Raw genomic sequence first — 22230 nt, 5'->3', positions numbered from 1 at the left:
GCCGAGACGGCTACCGTCCCGCCGTGCCGGATGAGGCACGGCCGTCGGGCCTTGCGGGTGCTGTCAGCGGTGGCGGGTGGCGACCTGCGCGGCGGCCCTGCTCATGAAGTGCGTGCCCTCCCCCTGCGCGAACTCGGCATCGGCGGCGCCCGGGAAGTCGCAAACGACCTGGACCTCCGCACGCGAGCCGCGAATGGCGGCCTTGCCCGCAGTGATGGACGCAGCAACGGCCTCAGGGTCCTCGGTGACTGTGCACCGGCAGCCGGCAGTCTCCTCGATCGGCCCGCTCGGGTCGCGAGGGCCAGCAAGCAGAGCACCACCCACGTTGAACGGCACCGGAGCAGGCCGGGTCTGCCCGTCAGCGTCCCGGTGACTGGGGCGTGCCTGCCCGTCTTCACGTGTGTGCCAGGTCTTCGCGCCGGGCGCCAGCCGCCGGGCTTCGACGGCCACCTCTTCCGCCAGGCGCTCTGCGCGCCGGGCCAGCAGTGGGGCCAGCCGGTCCGCGATGTCGGGCGGCAGTTCGAGCTGTGCCATCAGGGGTGTCCTTCCGGTCGGGTGCCGCCTGCGGCCCGCGGCCGGGCCGTCACACGCATGTAGGTGAGGGCTGGGTCTACCGCGTTTCGCAGCTCGTCGGCTGTCAGCACGGTCCACTCGTCGCCGGTGGCCGGCTCCGCCACGATGTCTCCGACGAGCAGGCGTCCCGCCCGCGGGTCCACGGCAAGAAGCCAGGTGCCATCCGTGTGAGGTTGAGCGCGGCCGGGCCACGGGCCGCGCAGTTCACCGGGCGGCCCTGTCGTCTCGTCTCCGTAGGCGTCGAGTAGGGGCATGCCGCGGGTGCGCACGCCGAGCTGCCGGTCGGCGAGCAGGACGGCCATCACAGGCCGCCCGTGCCGGGGATGCCTCGGATCGTGAGCCCGGGCGGGGTGGGCCGTACTGGGGCCTGGTAGACCCGGCGGCCGCGCAGGCGCCATCGGTCCGTCGTGGCCAGGTCTGGGGGCGCGAGCAGCGCAGGCGGTTCGACGGCGGTGTCGTAGGTGACGGACTGACCCTCGACGGAGGCGGAGGAGACGCGGCGCTGTCGGGCGGGTGCGTCGGCCAGCAGCGGATGCTGGCAGGCGGTGGCACGCAGCCACAGGCGCAGCGGGGCGGTCTCCGGATTGGAGCGGGCATCGATGCCCGCTGTGTACCGCACGGTGTAGGTGGGCGCGCCGAAGCCGAAGGCGCCGGGCGGAGAGTTGGGCTCCGAGGTCGCTGATAGGACCGTGACCACGGGGGTGTGGCGCAGGACCAAGCCGTCCGGGCTGGCGTGAACGCCGTTCTCGGTGTACTCCGCCGGGAGCAGCGGCCTCCCGAGATGAGCCACGAGGGCGTCCTGAGCGTCCACGATCGCGGTCTCGATGCGCTGGCGTACCTCGTCGGCTACGGGCACCGGGTAGCCGAGACGCCGGGCGACGTCCTCCTCCGTGACGATCAGCTCCGTCATGGGGTGTCCTCCTTCAGGGCCCCTGACATAGGACCGACTAGAGGTGACGGTAGGAGGTGGGCGTGCTTGCGTCCCGCCGGGAGGGCAGCAGGTTCCCCCCGGGGAACCCAACGGGTTTCCCGAGGGGAACCCCTTCCTTCCTTATCCTTCCTTTGTTCTTCCTACCCCCTTACCCCCAAGGCTGGGCGGACAGCTGGAGCGCCCGGGTGATCACCTGGTGTCTGGTCTCGAAGGGCGGCCTCCAAGGTGGACACGCCGTCAGCACGCGTCCACTCTCGGGGAGCGATGGACGCTGGCTCCGGGTCGAATGCTGTGCCGGGCGCCAGCCAGCCCGGCAACCACGGTTCGGTGCCCCGCGGGCAGGGGCCGTGGCACTGCCCGTCCACGCTCCAAGGCTGCCTCCCAACTTCGGTGCCCGGGAGGGCGGCTAAGTGGTTGGCCACGTAGTCCGTGTCTCTGGCCAGCCACGCAACCTTCCACGGCAGCGACGTCGAGCGCGGCCTTCCTGTGGTGTGAGTGATCCACCCTGCTGGGCTCATTAGGGAACGCCCACAGATTCGGTGGCTGACGCGTGGCCTATCTGGCTTAGGCCAGATAGGCCAGGCCATATCCTTGGAGTCTCTGAAAACCCATCAGTTGGAGGATCTTGCACATGGGCGTGAAGCAGGGCGATTGGGTGGTCGCAGCGGCAGACCAGGTCATCGCCGAGGGCAAACGCCGTGGTGACGGGACTCCGCTGGTGTGCGCATCGGGTATCAGCCCGTCCGGGCCGATCCACCTGGGCAACCTCCGGGAGATCATGGTCCCGCACTTCGTCGCGGACGAGCTGCGCCGTCGCGGGCTGGAGTGCCGACACATCCTGTCGTGGGACGACTACGACCGGCTGCGAAAGGTACCGGCTGGCCTGCCCGCCTCGTTCGCCGAGCACATCGGCCGGCCGCTCACCTCGGTCCCGGACCCGTGCGGCGAGCACAAGAGCTGGGCGGAGCACTTCAAGATCCCGTTCCGCGCCGCCTTGGCGGAGCTGGGCGTCGAAGTGGAGGAGATCAGCCAGACCCAGATGTACACCTCCGGGGCGTACCGCGAGCAGATCCTGCACGCGATGCGGCACCGCGCACAGATCGACGCCGTCCTCGGGCGATACCGCACGAAGAAGGCAACGCAGACCGCCCCGGATGAGGCGGAGGAGGCCGACGAGGTTGCGGCTGCCGGCGGCGGCTACTACCCCTACCGGCCGTACTGCGCGGTTTGCGGCCGTGACACGACCACGGTCGAGTCCTTCGACGAGGCCAGCACGGCGATCCGCTACCGCTGCGAGTGCGGTCACCAGGACGGCTTCGCCCTCGCGGAGGCGGACGGCGGGAAGCTGGTGTGGAAGGTCGACTGGCCGATGCGCTGGGCGTTCGAGGGCGTGACCTTCGAGGCCGGCGGCGTTGACCACTCCTCCCCGGGTAGCTCGTTTACCGTCGGATCCCAGCTTGTGCGCGAGGTTTTCAGCGGCCACCCGCCGTCGTACCTCGGGTACTCGTTCGTCGGCATCAGCGGGATGTCGAAGATGTCCGGTTCGGCTGGCGGGGCACCCACGCCGACCGACGCCCTGGGAATCCTGGAAGCGCCGGTGATGCGGTGGCTGTACGGGCGGCGTCAGCCCCGGCAGTCGATCACGGTGGCGTTCGACCAGGAGATCCTGCGGCTCTACGACGAGTGGGACGCGCTGGCGCGGAAGGTGGAGTCCGGCACGGCCACGGAGCTCGATGTCGCCGTACGCGAGCGCTCCGTTGCTACAGCGGCCGGACAGCTGCCGTCCACACCGCGGGCGCTACCGTTCCGCACGCTCGCTTCGGTGGCTGACATCAGCGCCGGGAACCCAGAGCAAACCCTGCGGATTCTGCGCGACTTCGCCGGGGACGAGCCATTGGCCTCGCTGGACGATGCCCGGCCACGTCTAGACCGGGCGCAGGCCTGGGTGAACGGCTACGTCTCGGCCGAGGAGCGCACCCAGGTTCGTAACGAGGCAGACCACGAACGGCTGGAGCAGCTGTCGCCGTCACAGCGGGAGGCAATCAAGCTGCTGCTTGACGGCCTGGACGAGCACTGGTCGCTGCCAGGGCTGACGGGACTGGTGTACGGCGTCCCGAAGCTTCAGGCTGGCCTGCCGTTGGACGCTCCGGCATCGCCGGAGCTGAAGGCGTCGCAGCGGGAGCTGTTCGTGCTGCTGTACGAGCTCCTGGTCGACCGGGACACGGGTCCGCGGCTTCCCACGCTGCTGCTGGCGCTCGGGGCTGACCGGATCAGGTCGCTGCTGACCGTGGCGTAAGGGGTGTCGGCGGGGCGGAGCCGTGGTCGGCTCCGCCCCGCCACGTTGTTCAGTGTGCGGCCTGCGGTTGCAGGCCGGTGCGGTCGAGGATCTCGTCGGCGACCTGATCGGCCGGGCGGTGTTCGGTGTCGAGATGAGTGGCGAACAGTGGGCTGCGCAGGCTTTCGAGGCAGCGTTCGACCTGGTTTCCCTCCCAGCTGAGAGGCCCCCACTTGTCGGGGCCTTCGCCGCGCTCGCGCAGGCGGCCCCGGATGGTCGCAGGTACGGCGAGGAGCGTGAAGTGCCGCACCTCGTGGCCTTGGTCGCGTAGGGGCTGGACGATCTGGGCGAAGACAGTGGGCCGGGCGATGGTCATGGGCACGAGGATCGGCCGATCGTAGGAGCGAGCGGCTTGGTCGAGCAGGCAGTGGGTCAGCACCGGCCAGACGGGCTCCAGCTCGAACTCCTCGGTTCGCAGGTCCAGGGGGAGCTGGGCCCAGAGCATGTGTCCGACCTTCTCGGGGTCGAGGACCAGGGCGTGGGGCAGTCGGGCGGCGAGGGCTCCGACAGTTGTGGACTTGCCGACGCCGAAGGCCCCATTCACGAAGACGATCACGCGATGTCCCCTTTCTGTGGGCGGGCGGGGTCAGAACTGCTCGACATAGCGGGCGGGGTAGGTGCGGGAGTCGTAGCGCAGGACCAGGACCGTGTACCGCTGGTGGCGGCGCAATGTGTTGGTGGCCTGCTTCACCTGGCGCAGGCGGTCGGTCATGGCGTTGCGGACGGCGGGGTCGCGGATGCCGGCCTGGGCGCACGTGCGGTCGATGGTGGAAGCGCAGTAGTGCTCCATGGCGTCGTCGGGTTCGACGGTGAGCTGGTGGTCGGCCTGGTAGAGGACGTCGAGCCCGGCGAACAGGGCGAGGGCCTGCTCGCGCGTCTCCATGGGGCTGGTGATGCCGAAGACGTCGCGGCGAACGGCGGCGACGTGCTCGGGCAGGGGGTCGGGGGCCCAGAAGGGCGCGGCGAGGAGGTATCCGCCGTGGTCGAGGAAGCCGAGTAGGCGCTTCGCCATGGCTGGTGGGTCGGGGAAGAAGCCGAGGGCGGCGCCGACGGCGATGTGGGTGAAGGTGCGGTCGGGCTGGAAGGTGGTGCCGTCGGCCTGGCGGTAAGTGAGGCGCAGGGCGGGGTCGAGGGTGCGGTGGTTGTAGCGGGCGAGGGCGACGGAGTCCTGGTTGATGTCGAAGCCGGTGGCGGTGCAGCCGGTGAGGCGGGCCAGCTCCCGGGAGGTGAAGCCGGTGGTGCAGGCGACGTCCAGGATGTGGCTGTCTCGGTCGATGCGGGAGTGCAGGGCCCAGGTGTTGACGGTCGCGTGGGCGCCGGGCATGACGTTGGTCTGGTTGATCATGGCGACGAAGTCGGGGTAGCTGGCGGCCCACACGTCGGCGGCGGCGCGGGGCACGGTGCGTAGGGGCCAGTTGGTGGCCGTGGCGGTGGTCATGTCGTCCTCTCGGTGGTCTGGGGAATGCTGGTGGTCAGGCGGCTGACGCTCGGCGGGGGCCGGGGATGCTGGCGTGGGCGAGGGCGGCGAGGCGGGTGACGGACATGCCGAGCCCGACGCACGGCGGCAGGCCGCTGTCGAACACGTCCAGCACGCCCTGGTAGGTGCGGTGGGCGGCGTGGCGGTCGGTGGTGAATTGGGCGCGGAATGCGGCGGCGAGCCGGGCGGGGTCGCGTTCGTTGCGGGCGATCTCGGCGAGTTCGAGTCCGTCGACGTACAGCCACACGCGTTCGGCGGTGCGGCCGGTGCCGGCGATGAGCGGGGAGCCAGGTCCGGGGATGTGGGTGATAGCGGTGAGGCCGCGCAGGTTCTGCCGGACGCTGTGGCGCCACAGACGTCGGGCGAGGAGGTCGGGGTCGTCGGTGCGGGCGGCGGTGTACGGGATCTGCGGGTAGGCGAGTGCCCGGATGGCGGGGGCGTCGACGGGGTGGATGCCGGTGATGTCCTGGAAGGCGTCGTCGAAGGTGCGGTGCCGCAGGGGGCCGGGGAGGTGGAGAATGCCGGCGACGAGGCCAGCGAGGTAGCGGGTCGCGTGATCGAGGTCGAGGTCGGCGGCGTACGCCTCCAGCATCACGAACTCGCTGACCGGTTGGCCTCGGCGTCCTTCGTTGCGGAAGCTGGGGCCAATCTCGTAGCAGCGGCTGGTTCCGGCGGCGATGACGGCGAGCAGGTCGAGTTCCGCGGTGACGCGCAGGTACTGGCGGCGCCCGGTGGCGTGGGCCCAGGTGGTGAACGGCCGTGCGGCTCCGCCGAAATAGGCGTCGGTGAGGACGGGGCCGATCGCCTCGCGGAATCCGTCCGCGGCCAACCGGGCCCGCAGGGGGGCCAGCGCGGGCGAGAGGTCGGGGTGGGGTGACGGTGGTGGGGCGCCGGGCTCGTGGCGCTCCAGTTGCCGGACGAAAAGGGTGGGCTCGCCGGTCCGGCTGGCCGAGCAGGTTCCGCGCACCACGACGAGGTCGCCGGGCTGGAGCGTGCTGGCCTTGTCGGGGTCGAAGGCGAGCTGGGCGGTGCGGCCGTCCCATGCAAGGTCGGCGAAGGTGAGGTGGCGGTGTGCGCGGACGGTGGCCACCCGGCCGGACAGGCGCAGCACATGGTCCGGCGCCGGCCAGGCGGCCCAGTCCGCCGTGGGGAGTGCTTGGTTGCACCGCTCGGCGGCTCGTGTCCGGCTGACGGGTACGGGGGCGAGCGGGTCGTCCTCGCCGGTGAGGTGCAGCAGCAGCCGGGTGGGGTCCTCAGTGCGGGGGTCGAGGAGCCAGGCAGTTCTGCGCAGAAGGGTGCGGCGCAGGGGTTCGTCGGCGGTGGGCAGTTGCCGCAGGAGGTAGTGCACGGCAGCGGCGCGAAGTGCGTCGGTCCGGCAGGGGATCTGGCTGGTGAGTGCTCTGGTCGCGGCAGTGAGGAGGCCTGGGTCTGCGTGACTGTGGGGCCAGGGCAGGCTGCCGGGGGCTGCAGCGGCGATGAGGGCGTGGAGGAGGACGTCCTCCTCGCGGGGGCCTGTCGGCCCGGTCGGCCGGGCTTGCGGGGGGATGGCGGTGTCAGTGCGGGTGGCGTGGAGGGTAACGGCGGGGTGAGGTCCGTGGCCGAGGAGGCGGGCAATTCCGGCGAGCAGTTCGTCGGCTCCGTCGGCCGGAGGGTGGGTGAACAGGGCCTGTGCGGCGGACAGGAGTTCGGCGGGTGCGTTCCAGGCGGTAGGAACCGTGGTGGCGTGGGTGGCGGCTATGTCGGCGGCGAGCTGGTGGAGGCTGGGGTGCGTCTTCATGCAGTCTCCGGGCAGTGCAGGCCGGGCTGCCACCAGGTGACGGGCGGGTCGTCCTGGTGCAGGGGTGCGATGAACTTCAGTGCTTCGATGTCCTGTTGGGCGAGCGCCGGGTCGTAGGGGCATCCGGCGACGGTGTGGGCGTCGCGGATCCGCTGACGGACGACCGGGGCGATGACGCTGCCTTTAGGGCTGGCGTGGCGGTCGAAAGAATGGACGGGCTGCAAGAGGAGAAAGGTAGAGGTGAGGCCGTGGGTGGAGCGGGGTGAGGTGGAGGGGTAGCAGGGGGCGAAGACGACGACGAACCAGCGGGTGCCGGCGAGGGTGAGCCACCAGCCGGGGGTTCCGGCATCGCGCAGGGCCGTGCCGGGATCGGTGCCGATGGCGTCGAGGAGCCCGGAGATCACTTGGCGGACTGTGACAGCCAGCGTGTCGAGGTCCGCGCCGAGCGGGCGGTAGGTGAGTTCGAGGACCAGACCGTCGAGTTCTTCGGCTTGGGCGCGCCAGGCGAAGTCGACAAGGGCGGGTGCGGCGGCCCGACCGGCAGTGAAGGCGTCGGTGCCGTCGAAGACCGGTGCGGCTTCCAGGCGGGCGCGGGTCGCGAACAGGCAGGCCGAGTCCTGTTGAAGGGAGGTGAACGTTCCCACCGGGATGTCAGTCACGGGCTGCCGCCGCCCACGGGTCGAGGTGGCTGCGCGAGGGCAACGGGCCGTCCGCGCCCTGGTACTTGCCCGTGTAGAGCTCGATCTCTCCGTACGGCACCCAGAAGGTGGCCTGTGCGACGAGCATGCCCGGGAAGATCATGACAGGCAGCGTCGCGTACAGCTGGAGTGTGGAGCGGCCGTGGAACCCGAGGTCGATCAGGTCCGCGGTCACGTGGGCGAAGGCACCCAGGCGGGCGAACCCGGACTTGGCGTGGATCAGGGGGACGTAGTGGTCACTGCCGAGCCGCTCGGCGGTTTCGGCGAGCACGAAGTCACCGGCCTGGAGGACGTAGCCGGTGGCGGGGATCTCGCGGGTCTCGTGCGCGGACGGCAGGCGGGGGTCGAGGACATCGTCGAGGTAGACCAGCAGCCGGTGTCCGAGGGCGAGATCGTAGGAGTTGGTGGTGCAGCGGGCCGGGTCGAAGGGGTCCATGGTGATGCGTCCCTGCTCGACCTGGCGGGCGATCTCCGGTCCGGTGAGGATCACGCGGGGGCTCCGATCATCTGCGATTCACAGGGGTGGCTGAACCCCGCGTACAGCGCCGGAGTCGGTTGGACGGGGCCGGCGTTGTGCCAGAAGGACACCTGGCCGGCGACCATGCCGGGGAAGATCCACGTCGGCTTGGCCGCGACGATCTCCAGCGTCCAGCGGTGCTGCGAGGTGGTGTGCCCGAGGTCTGCGGACAGTTGTAGGAACAGCCCGCGGCGGCCGTTGGAGCTGCATCCGATCAGGCGCATCGCAAACTCGCGGCTGCCGATGACCTCGGCAGTGTGACCCAGGTACATCCGGCGTGGGCGCAGGAGATAGCCGTCCGAGGTCATCTCCACTGCGCTCCAGCGCTTGGTCCGCTCGTTGTAAACCCTGAGTTCGGTGCCCAGGTGATAGTTGCAGCTGTTCGGGTTCACGGCGTGGTCGGCGAGTGGGGCGAAGGTGATGCGGCCGGCCGCGACCTCCTGCCTGATCGCGGGACCGGTGAGGATCACCTCGTGCTCCCGGAGACCACGGCCGTAGGCAGGAGGGATGCCGAGCGGATTACCTGGGAGGGCTTCCACGCGACCTGGTCGGCCTGGATCCGCAGCTGGTCCGCCCGGCGGACGAAGGCCCGCAGCATCGCGGTGGCCTCCATCCGGGCCAATGCAGCGCCGAAGCAGGCGTGCGGTCCGTGCCCGAAGGCAACGTGCGGGTTAGGACTGCGGTCGGGCCGGAACTCCTCCGGCTCCTCGAAGATCTCGGGGTCACGGTTCGCCGAGGACTGCAACAGGACGAGCCGCCGCCCCGCGCTAATCGGGATGCCGAAGACATCGCAGTCCGCAGCGGCGGTCCTGGCCGTGATCATCGCCGGCCCATACAGGCGCAGTACCTCCTCGACGAACCCGGCCGCGAAGGCGTCGTCGGCAAGGACCCGGTCCCAGTGCTCGGGGTGTTCGGCGGCGGCGAGTAGCAGGGCCGAGATCAGCCCGCCGGTCGTTTCGTGACCGCCGACGAGCAGGGCGATGAGATTCGACACCGCCTCGATACGGGTAAGGCGGTCGCCCTGGGCCTCGACATCGACGAACGCCGAGACGATGTCGTCGCCAGCCTGGGCGCTCCGCTGCTCGATAAGGTCACCGAAGTAGGACGCCAGCTGGGTCCATGCACGGGCAAGCTGCTGCTCCTGGTCGCCGGTGAGCGCGGGCTCGGTCAGGAGGATAACGTCGTCCGACCATGCCTTGACCGTGGCGCGGTCCGCGATGGGGATGCCGAGCAGCGTGCTGATGGTGTCGACCGGCAGCGGCTCGGCCAGTCCACTGACTGCGTCACCGCCTCCGGACCCGATGAACCGCTTGACCAACTCGTCCGCCGCATCTGCAATGTGCCTCTCCAGGGCAGCTATCCGGCGCGGTGCGAAGGCCTTGGACAGCAACGTCCGGATACGCGGATGCTGCGGGGCGTCGGCGTACAGCACCCAGGAGGTGACCGGGCCGACGAGGGAGCGCAGTTCGGGCGGAAGCTCGTCGAGCATTCCCCTCGCCGTGGGCGCGCAGGTGAACCCCGGCGCCCGCAGCAGGTGGCGCACCTCCCGGTAGCGGGTGAAGACGAGGCGCCCGCTGCCGAGGTCGGGGCAGTCGATGGCCCTCGGTCCTCGGGCGAGCGCGGCCAGGGCGTCCTCTCTGTCCGCACCAGTATTCAGCGAGGCTAAGACGGTTTGCTGGTCCATACGTACCTTCCGGGTTCCAGGTGGCGTCTGGCAGTGAGCACCCCGCCGGCCTGCAAGTCACAGCAGCTGGACGGGGACGGGCCGACGAGCGCACAGCGTGGCCCGCGAGAGCATGCAGGCCAGCGATCCGAAGGAGGCGCCCAGCGCGATGGAGATGAGGACAAACTCCGGACTGCTCAACGATAATGACGCTACGTCAGCCCAAAGGGCAAGACCGTCGAAAGGGAAACAGTGTCCCTTTCGCGAGCCAGGCATATGCATCAACTGGCCCAAGCGCTAGCCTTTCCCCGACGAGGGAGGTGTCCAAGCATGGCCGTTGAACCCACACCGCGCCGCCGCCGCATTGGCAGCGAGGTCAGGCAGGCCCGCCTCCGCGTCGGTTGGTCGGTGGAACAGGCCGCCGAGGCCCTCGGGTACGGCTCCGCTTCGACCATCTCCAAGATCGAGAACGGCACGCAGGGCATCAAACTCCAGCAGCTCCCGCACTTCTTCCAGGTCCTGCAGATCGACGACCCAGAGGTTCAGGAAGCCTGGCGCGACATGGTCCGCAACGCACGAAAACGCGACTGGCACCAGCGGTACCCCGGAGTCGTCGACGATCCCCTCGGCGACTACCTCGCCAGCCTGGAGCTCGCCTGCGCCCTCTTCATCTGGTACCCCGTTGTCGTCCACGGCCTCTTGCAGTGCGACGACTACGAGCGCGCCGTCATCATCGCGAGCCGGGCCTGGAAGAGCGAGGAGGACATCGGACGCTTCATCACCACCCGCCGCAACATGCGTCTGGAGGCTCTCGACCGCCAGCCGGCCCTCCCGATCTGGGCTGTGCTCACCGAGGCACAACTGCGTCAGGAAGTCGGCGGCCGACAGACTGCCCGCGCCCAGGTCGAACACCTCATCAACCTGGCGCGCACGCACCGGAACATCGTCATCCAGGTCATCCCGCTCTCTCATGGCGCGCACGCGGGCATGGACGGCCCCTTCATGGCGATGTCCTTCCCGACCGGCCGCGACACCGTCACCATCGAAGGCATGCGCGCCGCGCTCCACCTCCACGACCCCGAAACCGTCACCGCCTACCGCACCACCAGCGACCACCTCAAGACAGACGCCCTGTCCCCGGCGGACTCGCTGGCACTGCTCTCCAGAATCGCCAAGGACCTCTCGTGACCCACGCCAACCTCAAGCAGGCCCCACCCGTCCAGCAGGCCAGCACCGCCTACTGGGGCCCGAAGGGCATCGTCACCGCCGACGAGAAGAACTCACTGGATCCGACGTGGGTCCAAGCGCAATACGACCAAGCGGAATGGCAAACGGCCAGCAGCGGCGGCACCAACTGCGTCGAGATCGCCTTCCTGGCCCGTGGACTGGTCGGGATGCGGGATTCCCTGAATCCCGACCAGCACCCGCTTCTCTTCACTGAGGGTGAATATGACGACTTTGTCGACGGCCTCACGGCGGGCAAGCTCCGCCGCCGCTGACCCACCCGCTTCGCGACACTGGCCGCATGACATTCTCGGAACACCGTGTCGCACTCGTCTCCGGCGGCAACCGCGGCCTCGGCCTCGCCATCGCCACCCGCCTCGCCGAACAGGGGATGCAGGTCGGCATGGGGGTACGCGACGCCCTGGCCGGCCGCGACACCCAGGCCGCCCTCAGCCGTAGGGGGCTGGTCGTCCACTCCCACGTCCTGGACGTCACCGACCCCGCGAGCGTAGCCCTCGCCGTCGCCGACGTGGCGGCACCGCTGGGCCGCCTTGACGTCCTCATCGACAACGCTGCCGTCGCCATCGACCGCCGACAGCCGGCCGCAGCACCGACTTCGAGAGGGTCCGCGCCACCCTCGACACCAACCTCCTCGGCGCCTCGCGGCTCAGCGCCGCCGCGATCCCCGAGATGCGCAAGAACGGCTACGGCCGGATCGCTTCCGCACGACCGTTCTCCTGTCGAACTCGACTCCCGATCCCTGCTCGACGCGGCTGAGCAGCCCCTCGACCGGGTCGACACGAAGGTCCACATCCCGTCCACTGGTTGCTGAGAGCGCCATGCTGGGGGCCGTAACAGCGTTGTTGTCGGGCCCGCCCGTGGTCAGCACGCGGGGCGAACGCCGGTGAGTCTGTATGCGGCGTCTGCGAGGAGTGGCGCCAGTTCCGGGTAGTATCCGCGGTCGACGGCTTGGAGCATCTCCGCGAGGGCGATCAGTCGGCCGACACGTCCGGCCGGGGTGTCGAGGACGGCGGAGAACTCCGCGCGGACGTGGTCTGCGACTGCGGGCACGAGAAGGCTGCTGACCCACAGGACCGCGGGGTCGTAGCCGACGGGGACGAGTCCCCAGCGCTCCCAGTCCAGAATCATGAGCGGTTTGGCGGTCAGGTTGGCCCACTGGAGATCGCCGTGGCCGGTGGTCCGCTCGACCGTAGCGGGGGCCGGGATGCCGAGGTACTTCGGGAAGACCTCCTCGACCCATTCGGGCCGCAAGAGGATCTTTGTCCCGGGGGCCATGGCGATGCCGGCCAGCGCGGTCTTCAGACCGCTCCACCAGCTGTCCTCCAGGCCCGGGTCCTGGCGGAGGTGCGGTGTCGAGGACACCGCGGAGCCGACCAGGTCGAAGACATCTGCCTGGTAGGCCCAGGCGGCCTCCGTCCAGTCCAGGGTGTCGTGCAGCCGCGGGCGCGGGACGGACTCCGGGATGAACTGCTCGGCTCCGAGAGGCCCTTGGCCGGTGGGCCGAGGGGCGAATCGGCGCCGGCCGCTGGAGACACGCAGCCAGAGGTCCCCTGCGCGGCGGCCGACCGTCGACCCGGAGGTGCCGAAGACAGACGGCCCAGTGCAGGCGAGGCCGAGAAAAGCTGCGGCCTTGGCGTGCGCGCCGTCCAGGCGGTGGCGGGCGGCGTCATCCGGCTGAAAGGACATCTAGCACCTTCCTGAGTCGGTCTTCCGGGATCGGGCGGGCGAGGGCCGTCGTGGCATCGTCCCAGTGCGCGCGGCTGCTGGTCGAGGTGAGGACGACGTCGAGAGCCGGGCAGGCCCCGACCAGGTGGAACGCGGCGGCGTACGGGTTCGATCCCGGCTGAATGAGATTCACCAGTTCGGGTGTCATCAGCGCGGGGAGTTCGCCACCGTGCAGGGGTGCGGAGGCGAAGGTGGTGATCCCGGCTTCGCGTGCGTGGACAAGTGGTCCGTCCCCGTCGAGAGCCTGGGTGAGGGACTCGGCCATTACCAGGCTCACCGGCATCTGCACCCCGGTGAGGCGGTGGCTCTGCGACCCGGCGGCGGCGCGGGCCAGGGCGACCAGCTCGGCGACGGTGAACGCCCGGGACGTGAAGCCGGACCAAGTGGCGACGCCGTAGCCGCCGATGCGCCCGGCGTGCGCGAACTCCTCGAGCACAGCGAACGCGCCGAGTACGTTCCGGTGCAGCTGCCCGCGGTCGTAGCTGGACCGCTCGGGGTTGTGGACGAACACCAAGTCCGCCTGGCCGAGGTCGGCGAGGGTCTGCTCGGTCTGGGAGCGGACGAACTCCGGGGCGATGCTGTGGCGTCCCTGCGGATCAAAGCCGGTCTTCGTCGCCACCCGAACACCCGGGTACTCCGGAAGAACGGCAGCGAGCTCGCGGTGGGCGCGGCCGTGCGCGTAGTTGGGAGCCGTGTCGATCCAGGGCGTTCCGGCCAAAAGGGCGGTGCGCGCCGCCTCGCTGACAGCGCGCACCCGGTAGGTCCCCAGGCCGAGAGCGGCGTTCACAGTGCTGCCTTGACGACGCAGGCAACCTGGCCCTTGATGAGGACCGCCAGGACGCCTGCCACGTCCTTGACTTCCAGGTCGGCGGCATCGGCGAGGTCCCCGATAGTCACGGGCTCGCCCGCGACCAAGGCGCGGAGCGCGGGGGCCGCCTGCTGCGCGAACTCCCACTCGGTGCCGGCCGCCGCCAAGGTGACGGTTCCCGCGGTGATGTTGGTCGTGAGCTTGGCTCGGGCCGCCGTGAGCCGTACGGCGATCTTCCGACGAGGCGGGAGCTCCGCCACGTACGGCAGGGACGGGGCCGGGCGGCCGAAGTGGGTGGTGTCGACAGAGTCCGCCCACCGGTCGATCAACTCGGGGTCGGACAGGGCGGCGATCATCGCAGTTCGCAAGGCTTCCAGGTACGTGGATTTCGCCGGAGATTCCGCGTGGCGGGGGATGTCCAGCCGCATGACGGCGTCCGTATGCATCTGGTCGGCCAGCCAGTTGATGAGGCTGGCTCCGGTGTGGGTGACGAGGCCGAATGTGAGGTGCAAGGATTCGGTGCCCTGGTCGGCGGTGACGGCGTGCCACCATCCGCGCGGCAGGTAGAGGACGTCACCCGGGGTAAGGACGATGTCAGCGACCGGTTCGCCGTCGGGTTCCTCCGGAGACTCCACGTCGCGGAAGGTGGGCGCAGTCCGGGTCGGCTCCCATAGCCGCCAGCGCTTCGCGCCGTGCTGCTGGACAACGACAACGTCATGGTCGTCCCAGTGCCGACCGAAGCCTTCCCGCTCGGTCCACGAGGCGTAGGCGTTCGTCTGCACGGGCGTGCCGAAGAAGCGTTCCAAGGCCTCGGCGGCGGCACGGATCGGCGGGTGGATCTCGTCGATCGCGTCCACGACTAAGGACGCGCCTTCGGCGAGCCTGGCATGGAGTTCGGCAGGGTGAACCCGGTTCCAGGTCACTCCGCGCCGGTTGGTGATCGGGGCCGAGTACCGGCCGAGGGGGGTGGTCTCCCCGTCCTGCGACAGCCGCAGCCTCGGCGGCTCCATGCGGTGCGTCGCGACGATGGAGTTCAGATCGTCCCAGGGGAGGAGGGAGCCTGTGTCGGTCCCGTCTGCCGGGAAGATGGCGTAGGAGCGGTGGAACACCCGGGTGAGGAACTGGTCCCCACCCAGGCGCACCGCCCACGAAGCGGCATCGTGCATCGTGGGCATCTGGATCAGGTGTCGTTCTGGTCGGACTTACCGCCCGTGTTGTCGGACGGCAGGTCCGCGCGGGACCGTGCGGCCCGGATGTTGCGGACGGCGACCAGGAGGCCGCCCCCCTCGTTGTCCTGAACAGCGGGCGTCATGCTTTCCATCAGGTACTCCTCTTGGATTCTCCCGCTGGCTTGTTCGGCGGGAATCGTGGTGAGTCCCGCGGGTGGCCGAGACAGACGCTCGTGCCGACGGGAATTCCCGGCAGCCACCGGTTGATCGATCCGGATCAGCGGTGCGGCCGAGCAACCCAGTCTGTCCGGGAGGCATTGACAGGGCCATGCCTTCGACCTGTCACTTCGGCGGCCTCTCTTCGCCGACGTGTCATCGAGGTGTCATCTTTGTCGCGGTCACGGCTGCGGCCTGGGGGTTCGGGTTTGACCGTGCGCTACGGGGTGGCGAGCGGGTGCCAACTCTGGGCAGGATGCCTGGCATGAGAGTCTTGGTGATCGGCGGCGGTTGGTTTCTGGGTAAGGCCGTCGTTGAGGAAGCGCTGGCCCGGGGTTGGGCCGTCACGACGTTCAATCGGGGCAGGTCCGGGGCGTTCTTTCCGGGCGTCCAGCGGGTGATCGGTGACCGTACATCGGCGGACGACCTGTCCCGGCTGGCAGAAGCGGGCCCGTGGGACGCCGTGATCGACACTTCGGCCGCCGAACAGCCGCCGAAGGTTGTGCTGGCCGGTGCGAGGGCCTTGGAAGGCGCAACGGACCGCTACGTCTACGTCTCGACCGTGTCGGTGTACGCCGGGTGGCCGGATCACCCCCTCAAGGTGGGCGACCCGCTGCTGGACGGACCTGCCGATGCCGGGAGCGACTACGGGATGAATCCTCCGGGCTGGTTGGGGCCGAATCTGCACTACGGTCGGCAGAAGGCTGGCGGTGAGCGGGCGGTGGTCGAGACGTTCGGAGCAGATCGGTGCTGGCTACTCCGCCCCGGCGTGATCTTGGGCCCACACGAGTACGTCGGCAGGCTTCCGTGGTGGCTTCGGCGAGCGGCCCGCGGCGGCGAGATCCTGGCTCCCGGAAGTCCCGGCAAGGGGATCCAGCCGGTGGACGTGAGAGACGTCGCTCGCTTCGCCGTCGATGTCGCCGACCATCCTGGCGGAGGCGTCCACAACGTGGCGGCGCCGATCGGCCGGGACACGATGGGGAGCTTCCTGGAGGCGTGCCTGGCCGTGACGGGCGGACCGGGTGAGCTTTGCTGGGTGACTGACGGAGTGCTGCTGGACCACGGGGTCCGCCAGTGGACGGAGTTGCCGCTCTGGCGGACGGACGAGGGGGTCTGGCTGGTGGACTCCTCCTCGGCCTACGCCGCTGGCTTCACCTGCCGCCCCTTGGAGGACACGGTCCGGGACACCTGGGACTGGCTGCAAGCAGGCAACTCACCTGTCCCCCACCCGAGGGCGTCTGCCCACGGCATCAACGCGGCCCGGGAGCAGGAGATCCTCGCGGCGGCCCGCTCGCTCGGCTGAGACGGCTGGGGCGGCGTGACCGGCATCCGCCTGGACCACCCCGCCCCACCGGTCAGGGACTGCTACTCGCCGATGCCGAGCCGTGCTACACCGGAACCGAGTTGCCTGGGAGCCGAGACCCTCGTGTACTCCTCCAGAGAGTCGCTCAGCGCGACGGCGGCGGGTGACGTCCGGACGGACTCCGTGGTGAGCAGTCTGCGGACGTTTATCACGCGCTCGACCAGGCCGGCCGGTCGCCTGTCGGGGGCGAGCGCGGCGATCGGCGTCAGGACCTCGACGGCCTCGTCCAGTTCACCGCCGAGGATCAGCGCTGACGCGAGGTCCGCTCGCGCTTCTGCTTCGATTCGGGGCAGCCTCTGATCTGTGGGAAGGCTGTTCTGCAGCTCCAGTACGCGCCTCGCGTGCTCCTGCGCCCCGGCACTGTCGTGCAGGAGCAGGAAGGTGGTGCCGTGAGAGCGGGCGATGCGCTCGGGCCCGTGCAGGAATTCCCCGGCAACCCCGTCATGGAGATCGTCGTGCTCGACTGCGGCATCACCTGCGATGCGGTTGACCGCCGCTGCCGCTCGCTGCCGGTCCCCTAGATGCCCGTAGGCCCTGGCCTCGATGGCGGCGATGCGCGTCCTGCCGGCCGTTCCGACACCGGCGAACGACTGCGCCTGCCGCACGAGGCGGATCGCCTCGGCTGGTCGGCCCTCCCAGTAGGCGAGAATCCCGAGCGTGCCGACCGCGAAGGCGGAGAGCGGCGTGAAACGGGTAGCTTCACCGTACATCGCGGCGGTGCGGGCGAGCCGTGTGGCGTCCCCGAGGGAGCCGAGGTCGAAGGCGGTCATGCTCAGCAGTGCCGTCGCTTGGCCGATTGCGATCAGCAGCTGCTGCTTCTGGCTGGGTATGTGGGTCCGGTCCGAGAGAGCTTCGGCGTCGGCCCGAAGCTGGCGGGCCTCGCGGAAGACGTCGAACGGAGGGCGGTTGTTGTAGGTCCGGGCCAGTCGAAGGAGGTCCTCTCCCACCTGGTCGATGGACAGGTCGGAGACGAAGGCGGACGCCACGGAGGCAGCGTGGTCGGATGCGTCGCGTGCGGTCATCGCGAGCTCTCTTTCAAGTTCTTGCCGGGATAGTGCTTCGGGGTCTCCCTCGCTTGCCGGTCCCAAGAGTTCGTCGGCGGACCGGCCGAACATGTGCTGGAGCACTTGTACGGACTTGCCGGTCGGGCGGGACACCGTCCCTGCGACCCAACGCCGATACGTGGCCTCCGACATGGTCAGGCCGCTAAACCGCGAGTCCTTGTGCTTCTTCGCCAGCTCGTTGCCGGCGTCCTTGAACTCCCTGTCGAAGTCGGGGAATTCCCATCCCCTTTTATCGATCAGGACCCGCAGCAGCGTCTTCTTCGACATGTCGCACGCCTCCGCCCCTTGGTGTCGACCAGAGCCTCAGCCGCCGCGCGTGCGGGGAGAGCCCGCATCTAGGAATACCCCGTATATGGCTTTCACGCTGCAGAAACTGACGAGATGACACCTCGATGATCGGCAGCCGTCAGCCCCAGCCACAAGATGACATGTGGCGGTTGTAGCGGTGTTCCGCGTGAGCCAGGACAGTAGGTGGCCGATCGCTGGATCACATGGCGCAACGTGATCCGGCCACTTCTCTTCTGCCTTCCTCGACCTGGCCGGGTGAACCCGGCTGTCCGCCGGCTGCCTGCCCGGCGTCCTCGGCCCTTCACCTAGCTGGGGAGAGCGGCACAGACGGATCACGAGGGGGAAATGGGTCATGCCATCAGCGTCTACCGTTGACACGGCTCAGCTGGTGCAACACCCTGCCGGCCACGACGGTGAGCTCCGGGCTGCACTGGAGGATCTACAGCACGGCCGCTGGTGGTCGACCCGTGCGCTCCTCGCACGGACGTGGGGCGACCCGGGCTTGTGGGCCTCCCGTACCCAAGCGCTCGGCGCGGTCTCGGCCCGGACGGATGTCCTTCAGCATTGGGGCGCCGAGGAGCCGAACGGCTTCGGCCTGGTCACGTTGCAGACCAGGGCCGCCGTCGAGCTGGCTCTCATGGCCGGGCAGCAGAAGACCGACCCGCAGGAAGCGGCCTCCCGCGAAGGCGCGGCCCGGGGGTGGTGCTGGCAGGCGGCCTCCACGCTCGCCGGCGACCCCGTTCCGTGGATCGGGCTGCTCGCGCTCGCCCAACTGGATTCCGCTCAGGCACGTCCAGAGCATCGGGTCGGGGCACCCGATCGGATGCTCCCTGCCGGGCCATGGGGTCTTCTCGGCCAGGCCCGCCGGGCGGACCCGTGGAGCAGGGAGGCGTTCCACCGCATGCTCCGGGTGTGGCTGGCCTGGGGCGGGAGCGGCACCGCGGCCGAGTTCCTGGCGACCTATCTGCCCGCCGCCCCGGAAGGCTCGCCGCTCCACGCCCTCCCTCTGTACCTGCACGTCGAGCGCTACCGCCGCGCTGAGCGCAAGGAGGAGGCCGCGCTTCAGTGGACGCACAACGACGGCATCCGGTCGACGGTGCGGCGGGCCTACGAGCACTGGCGGGCGGGGCACAGCGGTGTCGGCCGGTGGCCGGTGGTGGACGAGAGCCACCTCGCCCATGCGCTCTGGGCGACTCGGCAGCCGCGGCAGGCCGCCGAGGTGTTCGCGGCGCTGAACCCGTTCGTCTCCTCGCAGCCGTGGGCGAGCCTGTCGGGCCGGCCGGACGAGCTGATCCGCCAGGCCGTGGCCCAGTCGTTCGCCGCTGCTCGCTGACCGCCTCCCGCCCGGCCATCGGCTCGGGTTCTCCAACGCCGTCTCCCCCTACGGAGGTCTCTGCATGTCTCGGTATCACCGTTCCGCCCCCGCCCGCGGGGACGACGAGCATCTGCGGTCACTGGGCTACGAACCCGAACTGACCCGCAGGATGGGCTCGTTCGGGAACTTCGCCGTCTCCTTCTCGGTCATCTCGGTGCTCAGCGGGTGCATGACGCTGTTCGGGTTCGGGCTGGTGACCGGCGGCCCGGCCGTGATGATGTGGGGCTGGCTCGGCGTCGGCCTGGCCGTGCTGCTCGTCGGCCTCTCCCTGGCCGAGGTCACCAGCGCCTACCCCACCTCCGGCGGCCTCTACTTCATGTCCCAGCGCCTCGGCGGACCGCGCTGGGGATGGGTGACCGGCTGGCTCAACCTCTTGGGGCTGTTGGGCGGGATCGCTGGCATCGACTACGGCGCCGCCAGCTTCATCACAGCCTTCGCCGGGCTCCAGTGGGGCGTCATGCCGACACCGGGCGTGATCCTGACCGTCTTTGCCGCGGTCCTGCTGCTCCACGCCCTGCTCAACGTCGTCGGTGTCCGGGTGGTGAGCCTGCTCAACAGCATCTCGGTGTGGTGGCACCTGACAGGCGTCGCGGTGATCGTCGGCGTGCTCGCGGTCGTCCCCTCCCACCATCAGGACGCGAGCTTCGTGTTCGGGCACTTCGTGAACGAGACCGGCTGGTCGAACCCGGTCTATGTCTCGGCGGTCGGGCTGCTGCTGGCCGGCTACACCTTCTGCGGCTACGACGCGAGCGCCCACCTGTCGGAGGAGACGACGGACGCGCGGATGGCGGCGCCGCGCGGCATCGTCCGGTCGATCTGGGTCTCCTTGCTGGCCGGGTTCGTGCTGCTGGCGGGCCTGCTGTTCGCGGTGCAGGACTATGCCGGGACCGCCGTGGCGGCGGTGCCCCCGGCGCAGATCTTCCTCGACACGCTCGGGACAACCGGCGCGAAGGCACTGTTGCTGATCGTTATCGGCGCCCAGCTGTTCTGTGGCTCGGCCGAGACGACAGCCGCGAGCCGGATGATCTACGCCTTCTCCCGGGACGGCGCGCTGCCCGGGTCTGCGACGTGGCGCCGGGTGTCCCCCAACGGTGTTCCGGTGCCGGCGGTCTGGCTGGCCGTGTCGGTCGCATTCCTCCTTGCGGTGCCCTCGCTCTGGTCGCCGGTCGCGTATGGGGCGGTGACCGCCGTGAACGTGATCGGCATGACCCCGTCGTACATCATCCCGGTGTTCCTGCGGCTCCGTCAGGGCGACCGCTTCGTCCCCGGCCCGTGGACCCTGGGCCGATGGAGCCGTCCGGTCGGGATCGCCGCCGTGGTGTGGGTCGTCGTGGTGACGGTGCTGGTGTGCCTGCCGCAGCGATACCCCCTGACCGTCCAGACGTTCAACTACGCCCCCATCACCCTGATTGTCGTCCTGGCCCTGTCGGCCGCCTGGTACCGCTTGACCGGGTCGAAGTTCTCCGTGCCGGTCGTACAGGACGCGCACCTGGCCCGGGTCGAGGCGCAGATCGTATGAGGGCCACCTTGCGCGCCGCCCGCCTCCGCGCGGACCGGACTGCGGCCGGGGCCGCAGCGCCCGTCGGCCCGCTGCACCAGCTGGTGGACGCCCACGGCATCGATACCGTGCTGCTCGCGGCCCTCGACGTGCAGGGACGACTCAAGGGCAAGGCGTTCGACGCGCGGGTCCTGCTGGAGCGACTTCGGTCGGACCGGATCAGCCCGGAGATGTGCGGGTACGTTCTCGGCACCGACCTGGGCATGACCGCCCCACGGACCGGGGCCTTCTCGTGGGAGAGCGGCTTCGGTGACATCGCGCTGCTGCCCGACACCCAACAGGCCCGGGTACTGCCGTGGCTGCCCTCCACAGCGATCGTCCTCGCCGATCCGATCAGCGGGGGATTCCCACACCCACTCGCTCCGACAACCGTGCTGAACGAGCAGTGGCACCGCCTCGCCAGCCTCGGCCTGGTCGCCGCCGTCGGAATCGAGACGGAGTTCGTCCTCTACGAAGGCATCGCCCGGGACGCGGCGGCGGCTGGCTGGCAGGGGCTTCGCCCTGCAGTCCGGGACAACCGGGACTACTCGCTCGACCTTCCGCTTCCGGTCCGGGAGTTCAGCAGGAGGCTACGGCAGGTCCTCGCCGGGTCTGGCCTCCCGGTCGAGGCAGTCAAGGGTGAGGGCGCGCCGGGCCAGATCGAGGTCACCTTCCCCTACGGGGAGGTGACGGCCATGTGCGAGCAACACCTGCTGTTCAAGCACGCCGCGAAGACGGTCGCGGACGAGCAGGACCTGACCGCCTCGTTCATGGCGGCCCTGCCGGGCGGGGTCGGCAACGGCATGCACCTACACGTCTCGCTGCACGACTTCGACGATCGGCCGGTGCTGGCCGCCGACGCCAATGACGGGACGGCCCTGTCAGGGCTGGGCGAGCAGGCGGTGGCCGGCCTGCTGACCGTACTGCCGGAGACCGCCCCGCTGTGGGCACCGTACGTGAACTCCTACCGGCGCTACGGCGACCACTCGTTCGCTCCCGCCCGCTTCACCTGGGGGCGGGACAACCGCTCCTGCGCGGTGCGGGTGGTCGGCCACGGCCGCAGCCTGCGGCTGGAGGTGCGCCTGCCCGGCGCCGACGCCAACCCGGTGCTGGCGCTGACCGCAGTCCTCGCCGGAGTCCGGCACGGCATCGAGGCTGGCCTCAAGCCTCGTGACGCGAGCGTCGGCGACGCCTACCAGGACGTCGCCGCCGAGGCCGTGCCCCGTTCCCTGGCCGAGGCCCTCGCCGGGTTCGAGGCCAGCACGCTCGCTGCCGAGCTGCTGGGCGAGCGAGTCGTCGCGCACCTGGCCTCTGTCGCCCGCCTGGACCTGGACCACCACGCCGCCCGCGTCAGCGACGCCGAGTTGGAGCGCGGTTTCACCCAGGCATAAGCCCCGGGCCGGCGGTGGGTGATCCCCCTCCCCGCCGCCGGTCCGGACCAACCCCCACCTTCCGCTTCCCCGATGGAG

Annotated in this window: 24 protein-coding genes; 8 read left to right on the top strand and 16 right to left on the bottom strand. The window is 69.9% G+C overall.

From position 1 onward, the window contains the following. Positions 1–63: 63 nt before the first annotated feature. Genes OG871_RS27600 through OG871_RS27590 form a run of 3 tightly spaced genes read right to left on the bottom strand, consistent with a single transcriptional unit; the run spans position 64 to position 1483 of the window. On the bottom strand, positions 64–534 hold the full coding sequence (locus OG871_RS27600; protein ID WP_371500298.1) for a hypothetical protein: 471 nt from the start codon (positions 532–534) through the stop codon (positions 64–66). After that, positions 534–875, bottom strand: a complete 342-nt coding sequence (locus tag OG871_RS27595; protein ID WP_371500296.1) for a hypothetical protein — start codon at positions 873–875, stop codon at positions 534–536. Before OG871_RS27595 ends, OG871_RS27600 begins: the two co-directional genes overlap by 1 nt. Then, positions 875–1483, bottom strand: a complete 609-nt coding sequence (locus tag OG871_RS27590; protein WP_371500294.1) for a hypothetical protein — start codon at positions 1481–1483, stop codon at positions 875–877. Before OG871_RS27590 ends, OG871_RS27595 begins: the two co-directional genes overlap by 1 nt. A gap of 652 nt (positions 1484–2135) precedes the next feature. Between OG871_RS27590 and lysS the strand changes: the two genes are divergently transcribed. Continuing rightward, positions 2136–3800 carry a lysine--tRNA ligase gene (gene lysS / locus OG871_RS27585; protein WP_371500293.1) on the top strand — a complete coding sequence of 555 codons (1665 nt, stop codon included), beginning with the start codon at positions 2136–2138 and terminating at the stop codon, positions 3798–3800. A gap of 49 nt (positions 3801–3849) precedes the next feature. Here lysS and OG871_RS27580 read toward each other — a convergent pair whose 3' ends face one another. From OG871_RS27580 to OG871_RS27545, 8 genes are read right to left on the bottom strand one after another with little or no spacing between them, the layout of a single operon-like run. After that, positions 3850–4395 carry an AAA family ATPase gene (locus OG871_RS27580; protein WP_371500291.1) on the bottom strand — a complete coding sequence of 182 codons (546 nt, stop codon included), beginning with the start codon at positions 4393–4395 and terminating at the stop codon, positions 3850–3852. A 30-nt stretch (positions 4396–4425) separates the two neighbouring features. Further along, the gene (locus OG871_RS27575; protein WP_371500289.1) at positions 4426–5277 is read right to left on the bottom strand and encodes a class I SAM-dependent methyltransferase; all 852 of its coding nucleotides are present in this window, start codon (positions 5275–5277) and stop codon (positions 4426–4428) included. 34 nt (positions 5278–5311) lie between these two features. After that, positions 5312–7093, bottom strand: a complete 1782-nt coding sequence (locus OG871_RS27570) for an amino acid--tRNA ligase-related protein (protein WP_371500287.1) — start codon at positions 7091–7093, stop codon at positions 5312–5314. After that, entirely contained in the window at positions 7090–7752 is a 663-nt protein-coding gene (locus OG871_RS27565) for a hypothetical protein (protein ID WP_371500285.1), read from the bottom strand. The genes OG871_RS27570 and OG871_RS27565 overlap by 4 nt, the downstream gene beginning before the upstream one ends. Beyond that, complete coding sequence (locus OG871_RS27560; protein WP_371500283.1) at positions 7745–8281, bottom strand: dCTP deaminase; 537 nt, start codon at positions 8279–8281, stop codon at positions 7745–7747. Before OG871_RS27560 ends, OG871_RS27565 begins: the two co-directional genes overlap by 8 nt. Beyond that, on the bottom strand, positions 8278–8778 hold the full coding sequence (locus OG871_RS27555) for a deoxycytidine deaminase (protein WP_371500281.1): 501 nt from the start codon (positions 8776–8778) through the stop codon (positions 8278–8280). The genes OG871_RS27560 and OG871_RS27555 overlap by 4 nt, the downstream gene beginning before the upstream one ends. Beyond that, on the bottom strand, positions 8775–9992 hold the full coding sequence (locus OG871_RS27550) for a cytochrome P450 (protein ID WP_371500279.1): 1218 nt from the start codon (positions 9990–9992) through the stop codon (positions 8775–8777). Before OG871_RS27550 ends, OG871_RS27555 begins: the two co-directional genes overlap by 4 nt. Positions 9993–10049: 57 nt before the next feature. Beyond that, positions 10050–10172, bottom strand: coding sequence for a hypothetical protein (locus tag OG871_RS27545; RefSeq protein WP_371500277.1), 123 nt, complete (start codon positions 10170–10172; stop codon positions 10050–10052). A gap of 129 nt (positions 10173–10301) precedes the next feature. Between OG871_RS27545 and OG871_RS27540 the strand changes: the two genes are divergently transcribed. Genes OG871_RS27540 through OG871_RS27530 form a run of 3 tightly spaced genes read left to right on the top strand, consistent with a single transcriptional unit; the run spans position 10302 to position 12027 of the window. Next, entirely contained in the window at positions 10302–11159 is an 858-nt protein-coding gene (locus OG871_RS27540) for a helix-turn-helix domain-containing protein (RefSeq protein WP_371500275.1), read from the top strand. Further along, positions 11156–11470, top strand: a complete 315-nt coding sequence (locus OG871_RS27535; RefSeq protein WP_371500273.1) for a DUF397 domain-containing protein — start codon at positions 11156–11158, stop codon at positions 11468–11470. The genes OG871_RS27540 and OG871_RS27535 overlap by 4 nt, the downstream gene beginning before the upstream one ends. A 26-nt stretch (positions 11471–11496) precedes the next feature. Further along, complete coding sequence (locus tag OG871_RS27530; RefSeq protein WP_371500271.1) at positions 11497–12027, top strand: SDR family NAD(P)-dependent oxidoreductase; 531 nt, start codon at positions 11497–11499, stop codon at positions 12025–12027. Positions 12028–12077: 50 nt separating this feature from the next. Here OG871_RS27530 and OG871_RS27525 read toward each other — a convergent pair whose 3' ends face one another. The 4 genes from OG871_RS27525 to OG871_RS27510 are packed head-to-tail and all read right to left on the bottom strand — an operon-like array spanning position 12078 to position 15070. After that, on the bottom strand, positions 12078–12902 hold the full coding sequence (locus OG871_RS27525; protein WP_371500269.1) for a hypothetical protein: 825 nt from the start codon (positions 12900–12902) through the stop codon (positions 12078–12080). After that, positions 12883–13728 carry an aldo/keto reductase gene (locus OG871_RS27520; protein WP_371500267.1) on the bottom strand — a complete coding sequence of 282 codons (846 nt, stop codon included), beginning with the start codon at positions 13726–13728 and terminating at the stop codon, positions 12883–12885. The genes OG871_RS27525 and OG871_RS27520 overlap by 20 nt, the downstream gene beginning before the upstream one ends. Next, positions 13725–14915, bottom strand: coding sequence for a cupin domain-containing protein (locus tag OG871_RS27515; protein ID WP_371503447.1), 1191 nt, complete (start codon positions 14913–14915; stop codon positions 13725–13727). Before OG871_RS27515 ends, OG871_RS27520 begins: the two co-directional genes overlap by 4 nt. 14 nt (positions 14916–14929) lie before the next feature. Then, positions 14930–15070, bottom strand: coding sequence for a hypothetical protein (locus OG871_RS27510; RefSeq protein ID WP_371500265.1), 141 nt, complete (start codon positions 15068–15070; stop codon positions 14930–14932). A gap of 329 nt (positions 15071–15399) precedes the next feature. On the opposite strand from OG871_RS27510, the gene OG871_RS27505 reads away from it, so the two are divergent. Further along, complete coding sequence (locus OG871_RS27505; RefSeq protein ID WP_371500263.1) at positions 15400–16437, top strand: NAD-dependent epimerase/dehydratase family protein; 1038 nt, start codon at positions 15400–15402, stop codon at positions 16435–16437. Positions 16438–16499: 62 nt separating this feature from the next. On the opposite strand, the gene OG871_RS27500 is transcribed toward OG871_RS27505, so the two are convergent. Next, positions 16500–17828, bottom strand: a complete 1329-nt coding sequence (locus OG871_RS27500) for a DNA-binding protein (protein WP_371500262.1) — start codon at positions 17826–17828, stop codon at positions 16500–16502. Between the two features lie 523 nt (positions 17829–18351). On the opposite strand from OG871_RS27500, the gene OG871_RS27495 reads away from it, so the two are divergent. The 3 genes from OG871_RS27495 (at position 18352) to OG871_RS27485 (ending at position 22152) form a co-directional block, all read left to right on the top strand. After that, positions 18352–19182, top strand: coding sequence for a hypothetical protein (locus tag OG871_RS27495; RefSeq protein ID WP_371500260.1), 831 nt, complete (start codon positions 18352–18354; stop codon positions 19180–19182). A 64-nt stretch (positions 19183–19246) separates the two neighbouring features. Next, positions 19247–20743, top strand: coding sequence for an amino acid permease (locus OG871_RS27490; protein ID WP_371500258.1), 1497 nt, complete (start codon positions 19247–19249; stop codon positions 20741–20743). Then, positions 20740–22152: a glutamine synthetase family protein gene (locus tag OG871_RS27485; protein ID WP_371500256.1), complete on the top strand. Its 1413-nt coding sequence runs from the start codon at positions 20740–20742 to the stop codon at positions 22150–22152. Before OG871_RS27490 ends, OG871_RS27485 begins: the two co-directional genes overlap by 4 nt. Positions 22153–22230 lie beyond the last annotated feature (78 nt).

The organism is Kitasatospora sp. NBC_00374 (assembly GCF_041434935.1).
Lineage (GTDB): Bacteria > Actinomycetota > Actinomycetes > Streptomycetales > Streptomycetaceae > Kitasatospora.
This window is presented reverse-complemented; position numbering and strand designations above follow the sequence as displayed.